Genomic DNA, 18,681 nt, shown 5'->3' on the forward strand with positions numbered 1-18,681 from the left:
GTTGAGTGGCCTCAGAGTTTGATTTTATACAACGTTATTGCCGTCGTTTAAACCAGCATACTGATCTTGGAGTTGGAGACGATGCAGCCTTAATGAAGGTTCGCTCGGGATATCAATTGGCAGTATCCACTGATATATTAGTTGCAGGAGTCCATTTTTTCTTAGATATAGATGCACTTTTTTTAGGAAGAAAAGCTGCTGCAGTTAACTTATCAGATATGGCTGCAATGGGAGCAACACCACGTTGGGTCACTTTAGGGTTAACTTTATCCGATATAGATGATACGTGGCTGAATGCTTTTTCTTATGGATTTTATACTGCATTGTCAGAGTATGATGTGGATTGGGTGGGGGGGGACACCACTCGTGGTCCGTTGAATATTGCTGTGACAGTCATGGGTGAAGTTCCCCAAGGTAGAGCATTAACGAGATCTGGCGCCCAGGTGGGAGACGAAATATGGGTATCTGGAACAATCGGCGATGCAGCCTGGGGTTTGGCTTACTTAAATTGTGATGTTGAACTTGATCCTGAAGCGCAACAATACTGTCGTTATCGTCTTGAAAACCCCACTCCACGTGTTAAATTAGGTGAAGAACTCCTGGCTTTGGCACACAGTGCAATTGATATTTCAGATGGGCTCTTGGCGGATTTAAACCATATTTTGGTCGCCTCTCAAGTGGGTGCAGTAGTCGATATTAAATCGATTCCATTATCTCAAGCATTGCTAAATCACCGCAATAATCCTTCTTTGTGGGATGCAGTGTTGAGTGGCGGCGATGATTATGAGTTGTGTTTTACGGCTCCTCAGAGTCACCAAGAGAGTATTATTCAGCTATCTGAAAAATTATGTTTACCTTTAACATGTATCGGTAGAGTAACTGCAAATCCCCAACAAAGAGAACTATTACATTTATCTACAGATAAAGATGAGGTGTCTTACTGGTCTGGCTATGATCACTTTAAGGAGCCGTTGTGAGCCCTTCTTTGAAACAGATCTGGTTAAGTGATTGGCGTCATTTTTTATCTCTTGGGCTGGGGGCTGGGCTCTCTCCTAAGGGGCCAGGAACCGTTGGAACGTTAGTTGCGTTCCCTTTCTATTTTTTATTACAAGTACTGGGTAGTTCTCTGTATTGGTTTTTGATCGTGATTTTTTTATTGTTAGGGGTCTACATTTGCGATTACACAGCCAAAGCATTACGTGTTGATGACCCAAGTGCTGTGGTATGGGATGAGATTGTTGCTTTCTTAATTCTTTTGTTATGGATAAAACCTCAAGGAATTGGGTTGTTATGGGCTTTCTTATTATTTCGTCTTTTTGATATCTGGAAACCTTATCCTATTTGTTGGTTAGATCAACGTATTAAAGGTGGGTTAGGGATTATGTTAGATGATTTGGTAGCCATGCTCTTTGCTCTAGCGGTGTGGTACTCATTAGAGGGATTGATAGTTGGATTCTAGAGATGTAGAGTTAGCTCAGCAAGTTGGGTTGTTACTACTTAATCAAGGTTTATCACTTACCACAGCAGAATCTTGTACAGGTGGTGCCATTGCCGCGTTAATTACAGAAATCGCAGGATCAGCTCAATGGTTTGACCGTGGTTTTATAACTTATAGTAACGCCAGTAAAGAGGAGTTGTTGGGTGTGTCTCATGAATTAATTACTCACTATGGTGCAGTCAGTGAAGAGGTAGTCAAAGCCATGACTGAGGGAGCTTTATTTCACAGCAAAGCCAACTGGGCTATTGCTGTGAGTGGGATAGCTGGACCCACGGGAGGTACTGAACAAAAACCTGTTGGCACAGTGTGTATTGCTTGGCAAACTCGCCATCAATTTTCTGAAGCACAAACTTATCATTTTGATGGAAACCGTCAACAGGTTCGTCATGCCACAGCTCGTTATGCGCTTCAAGGTTTAATTAGTAGGCTGGATAATTAGTTGATCCTAACGCCAAATACCATAAAGTAGTATTTTGTAATGAGTTTACTTTTGCATTCAACCAATCGATTTCTGTTTGTTTAACATTAGATAGAGTAGACAAGTATTGAATACCGTTCACTCTACCGGAATAATAATTGGCTTGAATTAAGTTAACACTATTTTTTTGTAGTAACAGTAATTGTGTTTGGTTATTAAGCTCAACTCGATCCTCGTTTATGGCACTCATCACATCGCTAACTTCTTTAAAGGCATTAATAACAGTTTGTTGATAATTAAGGGCGCTTTGTTCAAATAAGGTGATAGCTCTTTGGTGGTTAGCTGCTAGAGTCCCTCCACTCAATAACGACTGGGATAGGTTGGTGCTTATCCCCCAAATTGGATTGTTGCTTGATAACAGTTGACTGTAAGATGTATTAGCACGTCCCATACTGGCAGAAAGAGTGATATTAGGAAACTGAGCTGCTCTTGCAACCCCCACATTAGCGCTTGCTAGATGAAGTTGAGCCAATGCTGCTTCAATATCAGGTCGTTGCTTCATCCATACTGAAGAGATACTAAGTGGTAAAGTGGGAGGTAAAGAAATATCATGGATACTAAAATGAATAGTTGTCTTTTTATCTGGTGGAAGAGAGCACAACGCATTTAATAGATGTTTTGCATAATGAAGGTTTGTCTCTAACAGATTACGTGTACTATTAAGACGATTAATTTGGAGTTGTGCTGTATTGACTGCATCGTAGCTAATTAGTCCAGAGTCAAACTGTTGTTGGTATAAAGAGTGTATTGAAATTAATATGTTTTTATTCTCATCAATCAGTTTTAGTTCATCTTGATAAGCTGCGATAGTCAGCGCCGTATTGATCATATGACCAATTAAAGTGAGTTGAACCCCTTTTTTTAATGCCTCGTCGGTAGCCACTTGTGCTGTTAATCCTTCGTTAATACGACGATTCATACCGAATAAATCAAGTGCGTAACTAACTGTTGCGGTAAGCGTACTAATGGTATAAATAGATTGATTGGATAAGTTGCCAATCGGTGCCAGAAAATAGTTTTGTTTTGCAGTACTGGTGTTTAAAGTAACTTGAGGATAAAAAACTCCCTTCCCAGCTTGAAGAGCATATTGACTAGCTTCAAGGGTTTTATTGGCGATGCCAACAGAAAAATTATTTGTTCCGTATGTCTCGACTAACTGATTTATTTCTTGATTATTAAAGGCTTTCCACCAATATGTGTCAGGCTGTTGCTCTATTTTGAATAAATCGGGGTTATGGTTAAGGGTTACATTGTTTTGTGTGGGAGCAGTAAAATCGGGTCCAACAGCGCAAGCAAACAAGCTAAGTAATACACATATGAACAGTATATATCTTTTATAGCCGTGGCGTGTTTGTCGCTTCATCGGTACTGGCTCCTATATAGACATCTACTAATTGCCCTGGATAAAGAGTGATATGTTGGGGGACAGTAAAGTTAAAAATTATAGGCAGCACTCTTACATCAACGCGCTCTGTTCGTTGGTTAGACAATTCGATTTTAGGAGTTACTAAAGGCAGTATGCGATTAAATTCTAAAGGAATTTTATAATTGGTTCCTCGTATATACATATAGGCTTTAAGAGTGTCTGGAGAAGGTAATTTAGCAATAAGAATTTCATCAATAAAACTTCTTACTGATAGTTGCCGGATATTATTTCCCAGTACCATTACAGGTTGATATTGCTGGGTATAGGAATCATATACGCCTTGGGTTGAGACAAACCCTCCTACAGCAGCATTGACTGTGAGTACTATTCCCTCAGACAGGGCGGTGATGTGATATTTTTTAAGTAAATTAAGCGTTGCTTGATATTGCTGTTCTGCTACTTCAAGATTAGCAGCGGCCAAATCGGTTGTGTTTCTTGCATTGTCTACATTATCTTGGCTAATGGCGTCATGATTAAGTTGCCATGTGTGTAATACTTTTAAGTAACTGTCATTGGCTAGTTTATATTGAGCCTTAGCACTTTTAATTTGCGCCTGTTGACTTAACAAGTTTGCTTGTTGGACAGAGTCTTCTAGGTCAAAGAGAGGTGTCCCTTTTTGAATGTGATCACCATCTTTAACGTGAATACGAGTAATGGTTGCAGAAACTTCAGGATAGATATTAATATTCTCACCACTATGCTGAGCTGTTTCAATAATGCCGTTGGCGTATATACCATCATGAAAAGGATTGGCAACAGGGGGGTATGCAGGAGGAAGCGGAGTATTCTTAATACTCATTAAATAGGCTGCACCGAGTCCTGTGAAAATACCGATAATGGCTAAGATAATAATGGCTCTATTGAGCATGTTCTACCCTTTCTATCCCTATGTTTTTTCCGTCTTCCATATGCATAATTTTGTCTGCATATTCTATGATGCGTGCATCATGAGTGACTATGATAATAGCTCGTTGGCGAGTTAATATTTTTTCTTTGATAAAGCCTACTATTTTTCTTCCTGTTTCGCCATCAAGGGAGGCTGTGGGTTCGTCTAGTATAAGTAAATCAGGCTGAGAGACAATGGCCCTCGCTATAGCAACCCGTTGTTGTTCTCCTCCGCTTAATTGGCGTGGTGGAAGATGTTCTTTGCCGGTTAATCCCACTACATCTAAATACTGACGCGCTTGAGTTAGTGCTGTATGCCAAGGTAAGTGTTGAAGTATTAGAGGGATTGCTACATTTTCTAGTGTGCTCAAACGGTGGAACAAATGATAATCTTGAAAAACAAAACCTATTTTATTTAATCTAAATTCAGCTAATTGGTCTTCATTGAGAGCCCAGATGTCCTTGCCATCAATAACTACTTTGCCATTATCAGGTCGCAATATGCCAGAAATAATGCTTAAGAGAGTTGTTTTGCCGCTGCCCGATGGCCCTACGATAAATAGTATTTCTCCTTTTTTCGCAATAAAACTGGTATCGCGAACGGCATAGGTTTTGTTACTACTTTCACCAAACCATTTATTAATATGAGACACTTCAACAGCAGCTGCTTGATCATTCATGGCTAGTTTCTGAAAATATCAAAAGGTTGAATAGTCAGTACTTTTCTTATGCCAATATAACTTGATATAGCTGCGATTATGATGACTAATCCTAATGCCAATAATAGGTTATCAAGAGTAATTTGGGCTGCGTAATTGGCGACTCGCGCGCGCGCTAAAAGAATGACCAATGAAGCAAGACCAACCCCCATGCCATAGCCTAGTAAGGAGGTAAATACGCTTTGAATTAAAATCATTTTAATTAGCTCGTTACCCTTAGCACCAATTGCTTTTAAAGCACCAAACTTTTCTAGATTTTCATATATGAAACTATAAAAAGTTTGTCCTGAAATAGATAACCCGACTATGAAACTAATAACGGTCATTAGTAATACGTTAATACCAAGTCCAGTTTTATATTTATAAAAATCTGCGATTTTGTTGGTGAATTCCTCCCTAGTAAGAGCTTCGTATCCAATTTTCTTGATGTCATTTTTTATATGTTCAAGGTCTCTGTCACGTTGCGGTTCAATTAAAATATAAGAGATGGTGAATCGTCCGGTAGGAAGGTAAGTGATAGCACGCTGATAGGTAGTGTAAAGAGTGGGGATACCAAAAATACCTGAATAGGGGAGCTTTGCGATACCTACAATTTTTGCACGAAAATCATTGACCTCAAATTCATCGCCAATCGTTGGGCTGTGTAATTTTTCATAGTCAGAGTCCTTGACAATAATAAAACCATTTTCTGCAAAGATATCTTGAATATTCCCTGTAATTAGAGGTGGGCGACCAAAAAGAGTTTTATCATCAATGCCAATAATAGAAATCGGCTGATAGAGTCCATCTTTAAGTTTCGCAAGGGCAGTACTAAAGAAAAGCGGTGAAGCAAACTTCACTCCTCGTGCACTTTTAGCGTAATTTAATACGTAATCAGGTAAAGGAATACTGCTAACAATATTGGTTACAGCAGGATCTAATACCCAAATTTTAGCGCCGATATTGTTCACTGAAGAAGAGGCACGATTGAGAATACCTGAAAACATAGATGTCATCATGATGATAAGAAATATGGAGAAAGTAATACCAATTAATACAGCCAAGAACTTTCCCCGATCATTAATTAGTAACTTGATCGCAATTTTGTAAAGACCGTTCATAGGCTTAAGCCTTTGTTTATGTGATGGTTTTTGACTAAAGTAAATGATTAATATATGTTGGTTATTGTCTCTTTAAATGAAATTTTTTTGATTAAGAATAAGTACTTATTGATTTATTTGAGCAATTCACAATAATTCGGATGTTTTCTGTTAGACTGAACTTAAGCCTAGTTAAAAAAACAGGCACATAACAATATAAAAATAATGAGTTTTGGAGGAGAGAACTATGGTTTCAGGTGATTTAAATCAATTAAATTTGGCAGGATTGTCCTCTCGTGAGCGTGCTGATCATAATAGTCAACGCATTGATTTAGGGGAAGTGTCAGCGGCAGTATTTATGGGGCGTTGCTCTGAGCATTTTGACTTTTTTGTTTATGCCATTGCATCGGTATTGGTTTTTCCTGCTTTATTTTTTCCATTTCTTTCCGCGTTAGATGGCACATTGGCTTCTTTTGCAATGTTTTCATTAGCTTTTATAGCAAGGCCTCTTGGTACCAGTCTCTTAATGTATGTTCAGAAGCGTTCAAATAGAACTACTAAGTTAATAGTAGCGTTATTTTTATTAGGTTTTTCTACTGCTGGAATGGCTTTTGTACCTAGTTATTCGTTTTTAGGGCCAATGGCAATTGTTTTGTTGGCAATCTTAAGAATTGGCCAAGGTGTGGCTGTGGGTGGGTCATGGGACGGTTTTCCTTCTTTGCTCGCTTTGAATGCGCCAACTAAAAAGCGTGGATGGTATGCCATGTTAGGACAGCTAGGATCTCCTTTAGGGTTTGCTATTGCCACAGGCGCTTTTTGGTATTTTCATTCGCAATTGTCTGCGCAAGACTTTCTAGAATGGGGTTGGCGCTATCCTTTCTTTGTTGCCTTCGTATTAAATATGATGGCTCTATTTTTACGTTTTAGATTAGTTACCTCAGCAAAATATACCCGTTTACTTGATGAGAATGCGTTAATACCACCACCCCAGTTCTCACAATTGTTAATTAGTCAAAAAAGAAATATTTTACTGGGTGCTTTAGCTGCCTTGGCAAGTTATGCCTTATTTCATGTGGTTACTGTTTTTCCATTATCTTGGATTGTGTTAAATACTGATCGCTCAATCAACGACTTTCTATTGATTCAAATGGCGGGGGCGGGATTTGCTGCTTTAGGTATGATCGCATCGGGAGTCATCGCTGATCAGTTTGGCCGTCGCCACACCTTAGCTGGAGTAGCGGTATTAATTGGTATCTTTAGTGTTACGACACCTTTACTAATTGGTGGTGGACAACTGGGACAAAACCTCTACATTTTTGTAGGTTTTATTTTGGTTGGTTTATCTTATGGTCAAGCATCCGGTGCTACGGCAAGTAATTTCCCCTCTATTTATCGCTATATGGGGGCAGCCTTAAGCGCTGACTTATCTTGGCTATTAGGTGCTGCTTTTGCTCCTTTGATTGTATTGTGGCTTACCAGTCACTATGGTCTTGCCTATGTTGGGCTATATTTGTTGTCAGGTGCAGTAACGACCTTGTTAGCACTCATACTTAATCATAAATTGGAAAAACACGACTAAAGGGAATGCACTAACCCCTTCTCTTTACCTGGAAGGGGTTAGGATGTTTGGTTAAATAATTAAAAAATTCTTTTTTTTCGTCGCTCATATCTCTTCCAGTTCGTATATATTCTCAAACGGCAAGCTAACTTTAACTAGGTATTGCAAAAGCAAAATAACTGGATATAATTACAGTACTTGGTCAGCTCGGGCTAAGTCCGTCACAGCTAGCGTTTTATGGCATCAGTGGCGCCTTTAATGCAAATGATATTTCAGGAAACATGATTATGGATGACAATAAAAGTAAAGCCTTGTCGGCGGCACTTTCGCAAATTGAAAAGCAATTTGGTAAAGGCGCTGTTATGCGTCTCGGAGAAACTGAGATAGAGCGTGATTTTGAGGTGATTTCCACAGGCTCATTAGGTTTAGATTTGGCCTTAGGAGTAGGTGGATTACCGCGCGGTAGAATTGTAGAAATTTATGGCCCTGAATCCTCAGGTAAAACTACCTTAACGCTACAAGTAATCGCTGAGATGCAAAAAAAAGGTGGGATTGCCGCATTTATTGACGCGGAGCATGCATTGGATCCGGTATATGCACAAAAATTAGGGGTCAATGTTACTGATTTACTTATTTCACAACCCGATACAGGTGAGCAAGCTCTTGAAATTGCCGATATGTTAGTGCGTTCTGGATCAGTTGACATTGTCGTTGTGGATTCTGTGGCCGCATTAACACCTCGTGCTGAGATCGAAGGGGAGATGGGTGATTCACACGTGGGCCTTCATGCAAGACTCATGTCACAGGCCTTAAGAAAATTAACAGGTAACATTAAACGTTCTAATTGTTTAGTGGTATTCATTAACCAAATTCGCTTAAAGATTGGTGTCATGTTTGGTAATCCTGAGACCACCACAGGTGGGAATGCGCTCAAGTTTTATGCCTCAGTACGTCTTGATATTCGTCGCGTTGGTTCAATTAAACGAGGGGATGAAGTGGTAGGTAGTGAAACACGTGTGAAAGTTGTTAAAAACAAAGTTTCCCCTCCTTTCAAGGTTGCTGATTTTGATATTATGTATGGTGAAGGTATTTCTCGTGAAGGTGAAATTATTGAGCTTGGCGTTCTAGGTAAAATTGTAGAAAAAGCCGGTGCTTGGTACTCCTATCAAGGAGAGAAAATCGGGCAAGGTAAAGACAATGCTCGTGAATACTTAAAAGAGCATCCCGAAATTGCTAAAGAGATTGAAAGTAAAATTCGTGAATCCAGTGGTATCAAGATGGCTGTTGCTGTTCCCTCTGCTGATGATTAACCTATTGTGGCAGATATCTCTTTAAGACAAAAAGCTATCAGTTATTTATCACGCCGGGAGCACTCTCGGCGTGAGTTATTTAAAAAACTCTCACCATTAGCAGTCTCTCCCGATGAAATTCACCAACTTCTCGATACGCTAGAGCAAGAGGGGTTACAGTCTGATCTCAGAACAGCAGAAGCAATTGTCAGAGCACGTCAAGGTAAGCATGGTGCGTTACGCATCAAACAGGATTTACTTATGCATGGTATTCCTGACGAGATTATTCAACAGGTTTTAGTTGATGTAAAAGATGACGAACTGTCTCAGGCAAAAGCAGTGTGGGCTAAACGTTTTCAAAGCCTTCCTAGTAACGCTGCCGAAAGAGCAAAGCAAGGACGCTATCTACAAAACCGTGGGTTTAGTATGGCGATTATTCAGTCACTGTTGCGTGGTGACGATTAGCCTAACGTATTCTTTTTCTGTGGTTTTTCAGGTTTTTGGTAGAATAAGTATTATTTATTTTATTTATTAAACTATTGCCATGAAATCTGCTGAGATTCGAGATCGATTTTTAAAGTTTTTTGAACGTCACGGACACACCATTGTGCCATCAAGCCCTCTGGTCCCTGCTAATGATCCAACCTTATTATTTACCAACTCAGGTATGGTTCAGTTTAAGGACGTTTTTTTAGGCGTCGATAAACGTCCTTATACTCGTGCAACCAGTAGTCAACGTAGCGTAAGAGCCGGCGGTAAACACAATGACCTAGAAAACGTAGGCTATACAGCCCGTCATCATACTTTCTTTGAAATGCTCGGTAACTTCAGTTTTGGTGATTACTTTAAACGGGATGCCATACATTTTGCTTGGCAGTTTTTAACAGAAGAATTACAGCTTCCCAAAGAAAAGTTATGGGTTACAGCCTACCATGATGATGAAGAGGCTGCCTCTATTTGGTTGAAAGAAATTGGTATTCCTGAGGATCGTTTTACACGAATTAGTACCTCTGACAATTTCTGGCAAATGGGAGATACTGGTCCTTGTGGTCCTTGTAGCGAAATTTTTTATGACCATGGCCCAGAGGTGGCTGGTGGTCCACCTGGTACCCCTGAAGCGGATGGTGATCGCTATATTGAGATCTGGAACCTTGTGTTCATGCAATTTAATCGTGATGAGAAAGGGGTATTACATCCGTTACCTAAACCCTCTGTTGATACTGGTATGGGTTTAGAGAGAATCTCAGCGATCATGCAACACGTACATAGTAATTATGAGATCGATCTTTTCCAAGAACTGATTAAAGCTGCAGCCAGAGAAACTCACGTTACTGATTTGAGTCACAACTCACTTAAAGTAATTGCTGATCATATTCGCGCTTGTTCTTTCTTAGTGGTCGATGGCGTTATTCCAAGTAACGAAGGACGGGGTTATGTATTGCGTCGCATTATTCGGCGAGCAATACGTCACGGCTATAAGTTAGGACAAAAATATGCTTTCTTCCATCGTTTGGTTGCTGATTTAAGTCGTGTGATGGGTGCTGCTTATCCTGAATTGGTAGCCAAACAAGATCAAGTTAAAGCAGTCCTGTTGCAAGAAGAAGAGCGCTTTGCTGAAACGCTTGAGAATGGTATGGCAGTATTGGAAGAAGCACTTCATCAAGAAGATAAGATGCTCAGTGGAGAAACCGTATTTAAACTATATGATACTTATGGTTTTCCGATGGATTTAACAGCTGATATTGCACGTGAGCGAGGTATTGCACTGGATATAGCAGGCTTTGAGCAAGCCATGGAAGCACAGCGTGAAAGAGCTAGAGCAGCATCAAAATTTACGACCCAACATCAAATTGATTACTCCGGTTCAGGTACAGACTTTTTGGGGTATGAACATTTATTCTCCGATGCCGAGATTATTGCTATTTACCACGAAGGAAGTGCTGTTAATGAACTCCATCATGGTCAACATGGTTTGGTTGTGTTAAATCAAACTCCTTTTTATGCTGAGTCAGGTGGGCAAGTAGGAGATCAAGGTCAACTTATCAGCTCTCATGGTACATTTAATGTTAGTGATACTCAAAAAATCCAGTCACAGGTATTTGGTCATGTGGGGCAAGTCTTGACGGGTAAAATTCAAGTAGGTGATACACTCCGTGCTGAAGTGAATCAAGCGTTACGTTTATCGGCTCAATGGAATCATTCTGCAACGCATTTACTTCACGCAGCATTACGTGAAGTATTAGGTGAACATGTTCATCAGCGCGGTTCTTTGGTTGATCCTTATAAAACACGCTTTGACTTTTCTCATGATAAACCTGTCACGCAAGAACAGAAACGTCGCATTGAGGACTTGGTTAATCAACAAATACGCGACAACCATTCTGTTGCCGTAAGTATTATGACTTACGATGACGCCATTAAAAAAGGAGCAATGGCATTGTTTGGTGAAAAATATGGTGATGAAGTGCGTGTGGTTGGGATGGGAGGGTTCTCCACTGAGTTGTGTGGCGGAACACATGTGGGGCGAACGGGTGACATTGGTCTCTTTCGTATTGTCAGTGAATCAGGTGTCGCATCAGGTATTAGACGTATTGAAGCAGTTACAGGTCAATTGGCGTTAGATTATACGCATCAAGAACAGGATCAATTAATTGAGGCTGCGTTAAAACTTAAATCTCCTCCGCAAGAGTTAGTACAGAAATTATCACTCATGTTGGATAATGTGAAACAGCTTGAGCGTGAACTGGAAAAGTTAAAAGCTAAACTGGCTCAGTCGGAGAGTGTGGATTTAGTTAATCAAGTAAAGTTAATTAAAAACATACAAGTACTCAGTGCTGAAATTCGTGATGCAGATAGTAAAACATTACGCGAGACACTGGATGCATTAAAGTCTCATTTATCCTCTGCGATTATTGTGCTGGGTTCTAAGGATCAAACAAAAGTGTCTTTAATTGCTGGTGTTACTCCAGATCTAACCGGTAGAGTGAAGGCAGGTGAATTAATTAATATGGTAGCGCAACAGGTTGGAGGAAAAGGAGGAGGGCGTCCAGATATGGCGCAAGCAGGTGGAACACAACCTGAACACCTCAGTACAGCACTGCATTCTGTATTTGACTGGTGCGACAAATTACTCTAGACGTTATTGAATTGAGACAGAGGCAGACGAATAAAATCTGCCTCAACTTGTTCTAGAGTATTTGAATAATGGTTGACAGATAACCCAGCCATTAAATCCGATTCGTGGATTAAGTTAATCCAATTGTGAAGTGTGGTTAATAACGGCTCATCAATCGCACTGTTTATTTCTAAACAAATACCCATCCAATGACATCCACCAATTGCAGCAATGACTGTTTCCATACTGATATCTGTTGGTAAAGAAAAAGGATTAATTAGTGCGCATGTTGGGTATAAATCGGTCAGATGTCCCGTTTCTTGTAATAGGGTAGTTAACTCTCCTGGAAAGCGAATGGGGAGAATAATAATATCTACTGCGGCTGCCGAGAGTGTTTCTATGGCCTCAATCCAACGTTGTGTTTGCATAGGGATATCACCACAAAACGCACCCACGGGACACACATCTTCAAAATGCTTGGTAATTTGTCGTAATTCGCCTAAGGGCATAATCGATTGCATATTATTTGGATGTATTGCTTCAATAAGTTGTGCTCCCTTGTCACGGGCAAGTTTTGCTTCATCCAAATTGTGGATACTAATCATATAAGTAGTTGCTGACATTATGACAACCTCATGCAGGAATATCGGGGGTTAATGAGCGTTCAAGCTGCTCAATTTGGTCTTTTAGTTTTAATTTTATTTTTTTAAGACGGCGAATTTCAAACTCATAATTATGTTGTTGATATGATAGGTCATTAATTTGACTATCAATTTGTTTATGCTGATCCTTAAGTGTATTGATGTAGTCCTCGATCAGCATCATCTATCCTATCTTAATTCAATTTCAAGATTATCAATAAGACGCGTTTTACCTAATCGTGATGCACCCAGTACAACCAAACGATTATCGTTGGTTTGCGCTTCTTGTAAGTGGTCCTGCGAGCGAATTGCGATATAGTCTGTTTGCCAGCCGCGAGCATTAAGATAATTGGTGGCTGACGTTTCAAGAGCGTTGAAATCTGAATTGCCTTCCATAATCGCTTGCTTAATAGAGGAGAGCTGTCGATATAATTGTATCGCCTCTTCTCGTTCAACGGGTGAGAGATAACTGTTACGAGAACTCAATGCCAAACCATCAGTTGCTCTTACGGTTTCAGCGGGAACGATTTCAATGGGTAGGGCCAATTGAGTAACCATGTCTTTTAGAACCAAATATTGTTGGTAGTCTTTTTTACCAAATATGGCTAATTGTGGTTGCACCATATTAAACAGTTTAAGAACAACTGTGGCTACCCCACGAAAATGTCCTGGTCGAAAAGCTCCTTCTAACACATGTTGTAATTCTGAAGGATCAACTGTATATTCCTGAGCGGTGGGATAGATTTCCTTTTCATCAGGAGCAAAGACCACATCACAACCGGCTTGTAACAAATGAGCGCAATCAGCTTCCAGAGTTCGTGGATAGCGATTAAAGTCTTCGCTTGGGCCAAACTGTAAACGATTAACAAAAATACTGGTGACAAGACAAGCAGCCCGAGGTTTCACCTCTTTAATGAGTTGGATATGACCAGCGTGAAGGTTGCCCATAGTAGGAACGAGGGCAACGTTTTTCTCGTTAGCCAATCTTTTTCTTAATTGTTCAACAGTAGTAATAACATCCATAGTATGGCTTTTTGACATAATTTGTCATATTGTCTCATGCATTTATGCACGATTAAAGAATTCTCGACGACTTCTTATTTGTTGTATGCGTGTTAACAACAGTTGGTAATCGTCCGGGTCATCGGCAAAATTAAGATTATCACTGTTAACAATTAATAAGGGCGATGCATCGTAGTCATGAAAAAACTGTGCATAACTATCCGCAATGGTTCGTAAGTACTTTTCAGAAATAGGCTTTTCTACAAACCATCCGCGTCGATCAAGTCTTTCTATCAGCACATCAGCAGAAGCTTGTAGATAGATAACCAAGTCAGGTGTAGGGGTAGTAGGTCTTAAATGCTGGTACATATGCTGATATAACTCAAACTCATCATTGGCTAAATTGAGTTTAGCAAACAACAAATCTTTATCTAGTAAAAAATCAGATACAGTTGGAGACTCAAATAAATCACGTTGCTTCAGCGTAGAAGCTTGTAGTGTTCTTTGAAACAAAAAAAACATCTGTGTTACAAAGGCATAACGGTCGGGTTGGCGGTAAAAGCGCTCTAAAAATGGATTGGACTCAGCATCTTCCAACATTAACTCAGCATTAAGAGTGGCTGATAACAATTTAGTTAACGTGGTTTTACCAACGGCAATAGGGCCTTCAACAGCAATATAGCGATAGCGTTCACCTAAGAGTTTCATACGAGTGGTTCTTCCATTATGTGCATATCATCATATTGATATTGTAGGGCAAGATCTTTCACATTACCGAGAGTAGGAATTATAAACTCCGGTGCAATATCATTAAATGGCACCAACACGAACGCCCTATCTTGAATGCGAGGATGAGGGAGTGTAAGTTCATTATCATGGTAGATCAATTGATCGAAAGCAAGAAGATCTAAATCCAAAGTCCGTGGTGCGTTTTGGAAAGTACGAACTCGTCCATGTTGTTCTTCAATAAATTGCATGTGAGTCAACAGTTCTTTAGGTGGAAGAGATGTTGTTAATTCAATCACTGCATTTACAAAATCTGGTTGATCAAGGTAACCAACCGGTTTGGTTTGATAAAAAGGAGAGACTCGAACTACTGAAGTACGCGGAATATGATCGAGTTCTGTAATGGCTTTTTTTAATTGTTGTAATGGTTGATCAAGATTGCTACCTAACCCGACAAAGACGCGACTCATGCTTTGGGTTTCCTGCGTTTTCGTGTAATGGGTCTGTCAGGTTTGACTAACATGGTTTCTCTGTCTTCAGGCTTAGCATGTTGGAATTCTGTCCACCATTGACCAATTGCAGGATCTATTTCACCCACTTGAGCGCGTAGTATAAGGAAATCATAACCTGCACGAAAACGAGGGTGCTGAAGTAGTTTAAAAGGACGCTGACCGGAACGTTGTTCAAAACGAGGTTGTAGTCCCCATATCTCTTTCATAGTACCTTCAAAGCGTTTCGGGATCATTAATACTTCATCTTGTTCAACTAGTACCTCATGAATTGCTGTAAATAATGCAGGTAGAGTTTTCTCACCTTTATTTAAATATTGTTGCCAGCGTAAATTTAAGCTAGGCCACAGCAGTGTGGCCATAAGAAAGCTGGGTGATACCCCCAACTCTTTTTCAATTCGTTGGTCTGTATTAAGTAATGCTTGTTGAATAAATAACGCGCCTTGTTTATCTGATAGCGTATTGTCTAAGGAGGGAATTAAATAACTTCCTAAATTGAGTTGACGCAATTGTTCCAGACTATTTACCGCATGACCTGATAAAAGAATTTTCAATAATTCGTCGAATAATCGTGATTCAGGTACATTTAAAAGTAATTCATTAAGAGTGGAAATAGGTTCTTTGCACGCATTGTCTAAAGTAAAACCCAGTTTAGCGCAAAAGCGTGCTGCTCTTAACATACGAACAGGGTCTTCTCGGTAACGCTGAATTGGCTCGCCAATCATGGTGATATGTTTTTGCTTGAGATGCTTAACCCCATCAAAATAGTCGAGCACTTCATTTTTTTGAGGATCATAAAATAAGGCATTAATCGTAAAATCACGTCGTTCAGCGTCTTCTTCTAAGGTGCCAAATACGTTATCTCGCGTTAGACGACCATGTTCATCCACTTGTTGATGCAGGGACTCTTTACCACTTTTGGCTCTGAAGGTAGAAACTTCAACAATTTCTTGGCCACACTGTACATGAATAATTTGAAAACGCCGGCCAATAATTCGTGAACGGCGTATGATTCGTTTAACCTGTTCGGGAGTGGCGTTGGTTGCGACATCAAAATCTTTGGGTGTTTTACCCAGCAGTAAATCACGTACCGCCCCACCCACTATGTAAGCTTGAAACCCAGCCTCTTGCAATTGTTTGATGACCCCTAGGGCGCAATGGCTAATATGGTTTTTATCGATATGATGCTTAGAAGGACCAATAACAGTGACCTTAAGGGTTGAATTGGTTTGCTTGCGTTTAAGTACTTTGTTGATAAATTGTTTAATCATAATTTAACGCAGTGAAATAATTGACCATTCCCGTTCTTTGGCATGTGAAAGTAGCGTGTTATCTGGATCAACTGCCACAGGATGACTGACTTTTTCTAATAAAGGTAGATCGTTCAATGAATCTGAGTAAAAAACAGTTTCGTTAAAATCTTGCCACTGATAATTGAGATGATTTAACCAATCCATTACTTTAGTGATTTTACCCGCTTGAAAACAGGGGATACCGGAGACTTTACCTGAATATTCACCATTACTTAATACCTCAGGTTCTGTGGCTACTAAATGTTTAATAGTCAATAAATCAGCAATGGGGCGGGTCACAAAGCTATTTGTGGCAGTCACAATAGCCATTAAGTCGGCGGTTTCTTTTTCTTTAGCAATAATGGCCCTGGCTTTATCAGTGATTAGTGGTTGTATACGCGTTTGTAAAAATTCACTATGCCATAGATTTAGTTGATGGCGAGAATGTCGAGCTAAAGGGCCTAACTGAAAATCTAAAAATACATCGATATCAAGACGACCGGCACGATAGTCTTCGTAAAAGGCAAGGTTTTTTGCTTCGTAGGTGGTACGGTCATGTACCCCTTTGCTGGCTAAAAATAAGCCCCATTCAAAATCGCTATCTCCACTCAATAAGGTATTATCGAGATCAAATAATACTAATCGTTTGTTACTCATGCAGATTGTTCTCTTAAGTTATTTAATGCGTCACGTATTAGTGGCATTGTAATCGGTTTATGTAAAGACAGCGACCAACGATTTAATTCTTCTAGGACTTGTAGCAGTGAGCGAATATCACGCTGCCAACGTTGAAGTAAATACCAAGCTAATTCTTGTGGAAGATGAAAACCTAGGTTGTGTGCGTGTTGTTGTAATGCCTTAATTTTTTCTTCATCGCTTAAGGCATGTAAACGTAATACAAGCCCCCAGCTTAACCGTGTAGCTAAATCAGGAAGAAGAGGGAGTTGATGGGGGGGAGCGTCTCCGCTAACTAAGAGGGAAAGCTGCTGTTCACGTCTTTCGTTAAACCGGTTAAATAAACTGATTGCCCCCGCGCGCGATAGTTTGTGTACATCATCAATTAATAAAAATTGATCTTTGCATTCGTCAAAAAGGGTACCTTCAGTGATTTTAACGAATTGCACTGATTGTTGAGTTGATTGTAATTTTTCATGAAGCGCCATTAATAAGTGGCTTTTACCTATTCCTTCTTCACCCCATAGATAGATAATTTGTTCACCTTCACCGCTAAGCCAATTAAACAGTAAAGAGATAGTTTCTGCATTATTCCCTATCACAAAGTTGTCTAAACTTGGCTGATGTAAGGGGGGTATTTCAAGAACTAATTGACGCATTGGATATAAACTATGAATCTGATCGTAGATGTTTGAGGATAATTTTAACGCTAGCAGCCATAGGCAGAGCAATTAAAATACCGAAAAACCCCAGTAAACGACCAAAGGCCAATAAAGAAAATATAACCATGACAGGATGTAGGCCTATTCTTTCCCCAACCACTCTTGGGGTAACAATCCAGGCTTCAATAACATGTCCGATAATAAATACTAAAAGAACATATAAACTTAAAGAAAAAGATGGGTCCTGGGCAACACTGGCTATAAATGCCAGTAGAAAACCTGTGAATACCCCCAGGTAAGGAATAAATACTAATGTTCCTGTTAGTAGTCCTAGGGCAAAACCCGCTTTTAAATGGATTGCTAAGAGGCCAAGGCTATAGAAAGTAGCCATAATAAGCATAACCAATAGTTGGCCACGCAGATATTGTCCAAGTACTGTGTCAACTTCTTTTGCGATTATTGACACCCGTTGATGTTGCTCTTGAGGGAAAAGGTTAAGTAAAAACTGAACCACTGTTTCCCAATCTTTAGATAAATAGAAAAAGACCACTGGGATGAGTAATAAACTTAATATTGACTCAATAACGATAGCGCTACCATGGGTGGCAGATTGAACTAATTTATCAACATGGTTATTAGAAGAATGGAGATAATCAATAACATTAGATTTGATTTTAGTTAAATCGAGCCAAGTATTGTCAGACGCTAAATTTGGTAAGCCAGGCAGAGGGCCTTGTCTTAACCTATCAAGAATTGTCGGTAGTTGTTGAAGAAGTTGATTAATCTCGTGAAACAGCAATGGCAATACCACCAACAAAAGGAGCGCTAAGATACCTAGTAAAATGGCAAGCATTATTAGGGTACTAATCACTCTTGGTATGTTAAAGCGTTGTGATAGGCGTATCACGGGAAAGCACAAATAAGCGAGTAAAATAGCTGCTACAAATGGCATTAAAATAGCTGATAAAGAATAAACCAGCCATAAAACAAAAAGTACTGCTACCAATCCCCAGGGAGTTGATGCAGAAATAGGGTTATTTCGTGACATTTAGGTTAAAATAGTTGATAGAGTCATAGTTGATCTATTTTAACAGGTCAAACAGTGATGTCACCCAGTCTGACTATAA

The 18,681-nt window shown here is 39.7% G+C and carries 20 protein-coding genes; 7 read left to right on the forward strand and 13 right to left on the reverse strand.

Annotated features, from left to right (window positions below):
• The first annotated feature begins 5 nt into the window (after positions 1-5).
• Genes thiL through FV185_RS01540 form a run of 3 tightly spaced genes read left to right on the forward strand, consistent with a single transcriptional unit; the run spans position 6 to position 1,937 of the window.
• Positions 6-977, forward strand: a complete 972-nt coding sequence (thiL, locus tag FV185_RS01530) for a thiamine-phosphate kinase (RefSeq protein WP_067492893.1) — start codon at positions 6-8, stop codon at positions 975-977.
• Positions 974-1,459, forward strand: a complete 486-nt coding sequence (locus tag FV185_RS01535) for a phosphatidylglycerophosphatase A family protein (protein WP_067492895.1) — start codon at positions 974-976, stop codon at positions 1,457-1,459. Before thiL ends, FV185_RS01535 begins: the two co-directional genes overlap by 4 nt.
• Complete coding sequence (locus FV185_RS01540; protein WP_067492897.1) at positions 1,449-1,937, forward strand: CinA family protein; 489 nt, start codon at positions 1,449-1,451, stop codon at positions 1,935-1,937. The genes FV185_RS01535 and FV185_RS01540 overlap by 11 nt, the downstream gene beginning before the upstream one ends.
• On the opposite strand, the gene FV185_RS01545 is transcribed toward FV185_RS01540, so the two are convergent.
• Genes FV185_RS01545 through FV185_RS01560 form a run of 4 tightly spaced genes read right to left on the reverse strand, consistent with a single transcriptional unit; the run spans position 1,918 to position 6,106 of the window.
• Positions 1,918-3,339, reverse strand: coding sequence for an efflux transporter outer membrane subunit (locus tag FV185_RS01545; protein ID WP_067492899.1), 1,422 nt, complete (start codon positions 3,337-3,339; stop codon positions 1,918-1,920). The two genes, FV185_RS01540 and FV185_RS01545, sit on opposite strands and share 20 nt — an antisense overlap.
• Entirely contained in the window at positions 3,311-4,270 is a 960-nt protein-coding gene (locus FV185_RS01550; protein WP_067492901.1) for an efflux RND transporter periplasmic adaptor subunit, read from the reverse strand. Before FV185_RS01550 ends, FV185_RS01545 begins: the two co-directional genes overlap by 29 nt.
• On the reverse strand, positions 4,260-4,967 hold the full coding sequence (locus FV185_RS01555) for an ABC transporter ATP-binding protein (protein WP_067492903.1): 708 nt from the start codon (positions 4,965-4,967) through the stop codon (positions 4,260-4,262). Before FV185_RS01555 ends, FV185_RS01550 begins: the two co-directional genes overlap by 11 nt.
• A gap of 2 nt (positions 4,968-4,969) precedes the next feature.
• Positions 4,970-6,106, reverse strand: coding sequence for an ABC transporter permease (locus tag FV185_RS01560; protein WP_067492904.1), 1,137 nt, complete (start codon positions 6,104-6,106; stop codon positions 4,970-4,972).
• A 226-nt stretch (positions 6,107-6,332) separates the two neighbouring features.
• Here FV185_RS01560 and FV185_RS01565 point away from each other — a divergent pair, with 226 nt between their 5' ends.
• From FV185_RS01565 to alaS, 4 genes are all read left to right on the forward strand, one after another.
• Positions 6,333-7,664 carry an MFS transporter gene (locus tag FV185_RS01565; RefSeq protein WP_067492907.1) on the forward strand — a complete coding sequence of 444 codons (1,332 nt, stop codon included), beginning with the start codon at positions 6,333-6,335 and terminating at the stop codon, positions 7,662-7,664.
• 266 nt (positions 7,665-7,930) lie between these two features.
• Entirely contained in the window at positions 7,931-8,953 is a 1,023-nt protein-coding gene (gene recA / locus FV185_RS01570; protein WP_067492909.1) for a recombinase RecA, read from the forward strand.
• Between the two features lie 6 nt (positions 8,954-8,959).
• Positions 8,960-9,397, forward strand: a complete 438-nt coding sequence (recX, locus tag FV185_RS01575; protein ID WP_197457707.1) for a recombination regulator RecX — start codon at positions 8,960-8,962, stop codon at positions 9,395-9,397.
• 79 nt (positions 9,398-9,476) lie between these two features.
• Entirely contained in the window at positions 9,477-12,068 is a 2,592-nt protein-coding gene (alaS, locus tag FV185_RS01580) for an alanine--tRNA ligase (protein ID WP_067492913.1), read from the forward strand.
• On the opposite strand, the gene FV185_RS01585 is transcribed toward alaS, so the two are convergent.
• Genes FV185_RS01585 through FV185_RS01625 form a run of 9 tightly spaced genes read right to left on the reverse strand, consistent with a single transcriptional unit; the run spans position 12,065 to position 18,602 of the window.
• Positions 12,065-12,670, reverse strand: coding sequence for a hypothetical protein (locus tag FV185_RS01585; RefSeq protein WP_067492915.1), 606 nt, complete (start codon positions 12,668-12,670; stop codon positions 12,065-12,067). The two genes, alaS and FV185_RS01585, sit on opposite strands and share 4 nt — an antisense overlap.
• Positions 12,671-12,680: 10 nt before the next feature.
• Positions 12,681-12,872: a DUF465 domain-containing protein gene (locus FV185_RS01590; RefSeq protein ID WP_082786975.1), complete on the reverse strand. Its 192-nt coding sequence runs from the start codon at positions 12,870-12,872 to the stop codon at positions 12,681-12,683.
• 5 nt (positions 12,873-12,877) lie between these two features.
• Entirely contained in the window at positions 12,878-13,711 is an 834-nt protein-coding gene (panC, locus tag FV185_RS01595) for a pantoate--beta-alanine ligase (protein WP_067492919.1), read from the reverse strand.
• Between the two features lie 42 nt (positions 13,712-13,753).
• Entirely contained in the window at positions 13,754-14,398 is a 645-nt protein-coding gene (locus FV185_RS01600; protein ID WP_067492920.1) for a deoxynucleoside kinase, read from the reverse strand.
• Positions 14,395-14,886 carry a 2-amino-4-hydroxy-6-hydroxymethyldihydropteridine diphosphokinase gene (gene folK / locus FV185_RS01605; RefSeq protein ID WP_067492922.1) on the reverse strand — a complete coding sequence of 164 codons (492 nt, stop codon included), beginning with the start codon at positions 14,884-14,886 and terminating at the stop codon, positions 14,395-14,397. Before folK ends, FV185_RS01600 begins: the two co-directional genes overlap by 4 nt.
• A complete protein-coding gene (gene pcnB, locus FV185_RS01610) occupies positions 14,883-16,196 on the reverse strand; it encodes a polynucleotide adenylyltransferase PcnB (protein WP_067492924.1) in 1,314 nt (437 codons plus the stop codon). The genes folK and pcnB overlap by 4 nt, the downstream gene beginning before the upstream one ends.
• Before the next feature lie 3 nt (positions 16,197-16,199).
• Complete coding sequence (locus FV185_RS01615) at positions 16,200-16,874, reverse strand: HAD family hydrolase (RefSeq protein ID WP_067492926.1); 675 nt, start codon at positions 16,872-16,874, stop codon at positions 16,200-16,202.
• Complete coding sequence (gene hda, locus FV185_RS01620; RefSeq protein ID WP_067492928.1) at positions 16,871-17,551, reverse strand: DnaA regulatory inactivator Hda; 681 nt, start codon at positions 17,549-17,551, stop codon at positions 16,871-16,873. The genes FV185_RS01615 and hda overlap by 4 nt, the downstream gene beginning before the upstream one ends.
• A gap of 10 nt (positions 17,552-17,561) precedes the next feature.
• A complete protein-coding gene (locus FV185_RS01625) occupies positions 17,562-18,602 on the reverse strand; it encodes an AI-2E family transporter (RefSeq protein ID WP_067492930.1) in 1,041 nt (346 codons plus the stop codon).
• Between the last annotated feature and the right edge of the window lie 79 nt (positions 18,603-18,681).

Origin of the sequence: Ferrovum sp. PN-J185 (assembly GCF_001581925.1) — a bacterium.
In the GTDB taxonomy this organism is placed as follows: Bacteria; Pseudomonadota; Gammaproteobacteria; order Burkholderiales; family Ferrovaceae; genus PN-J185.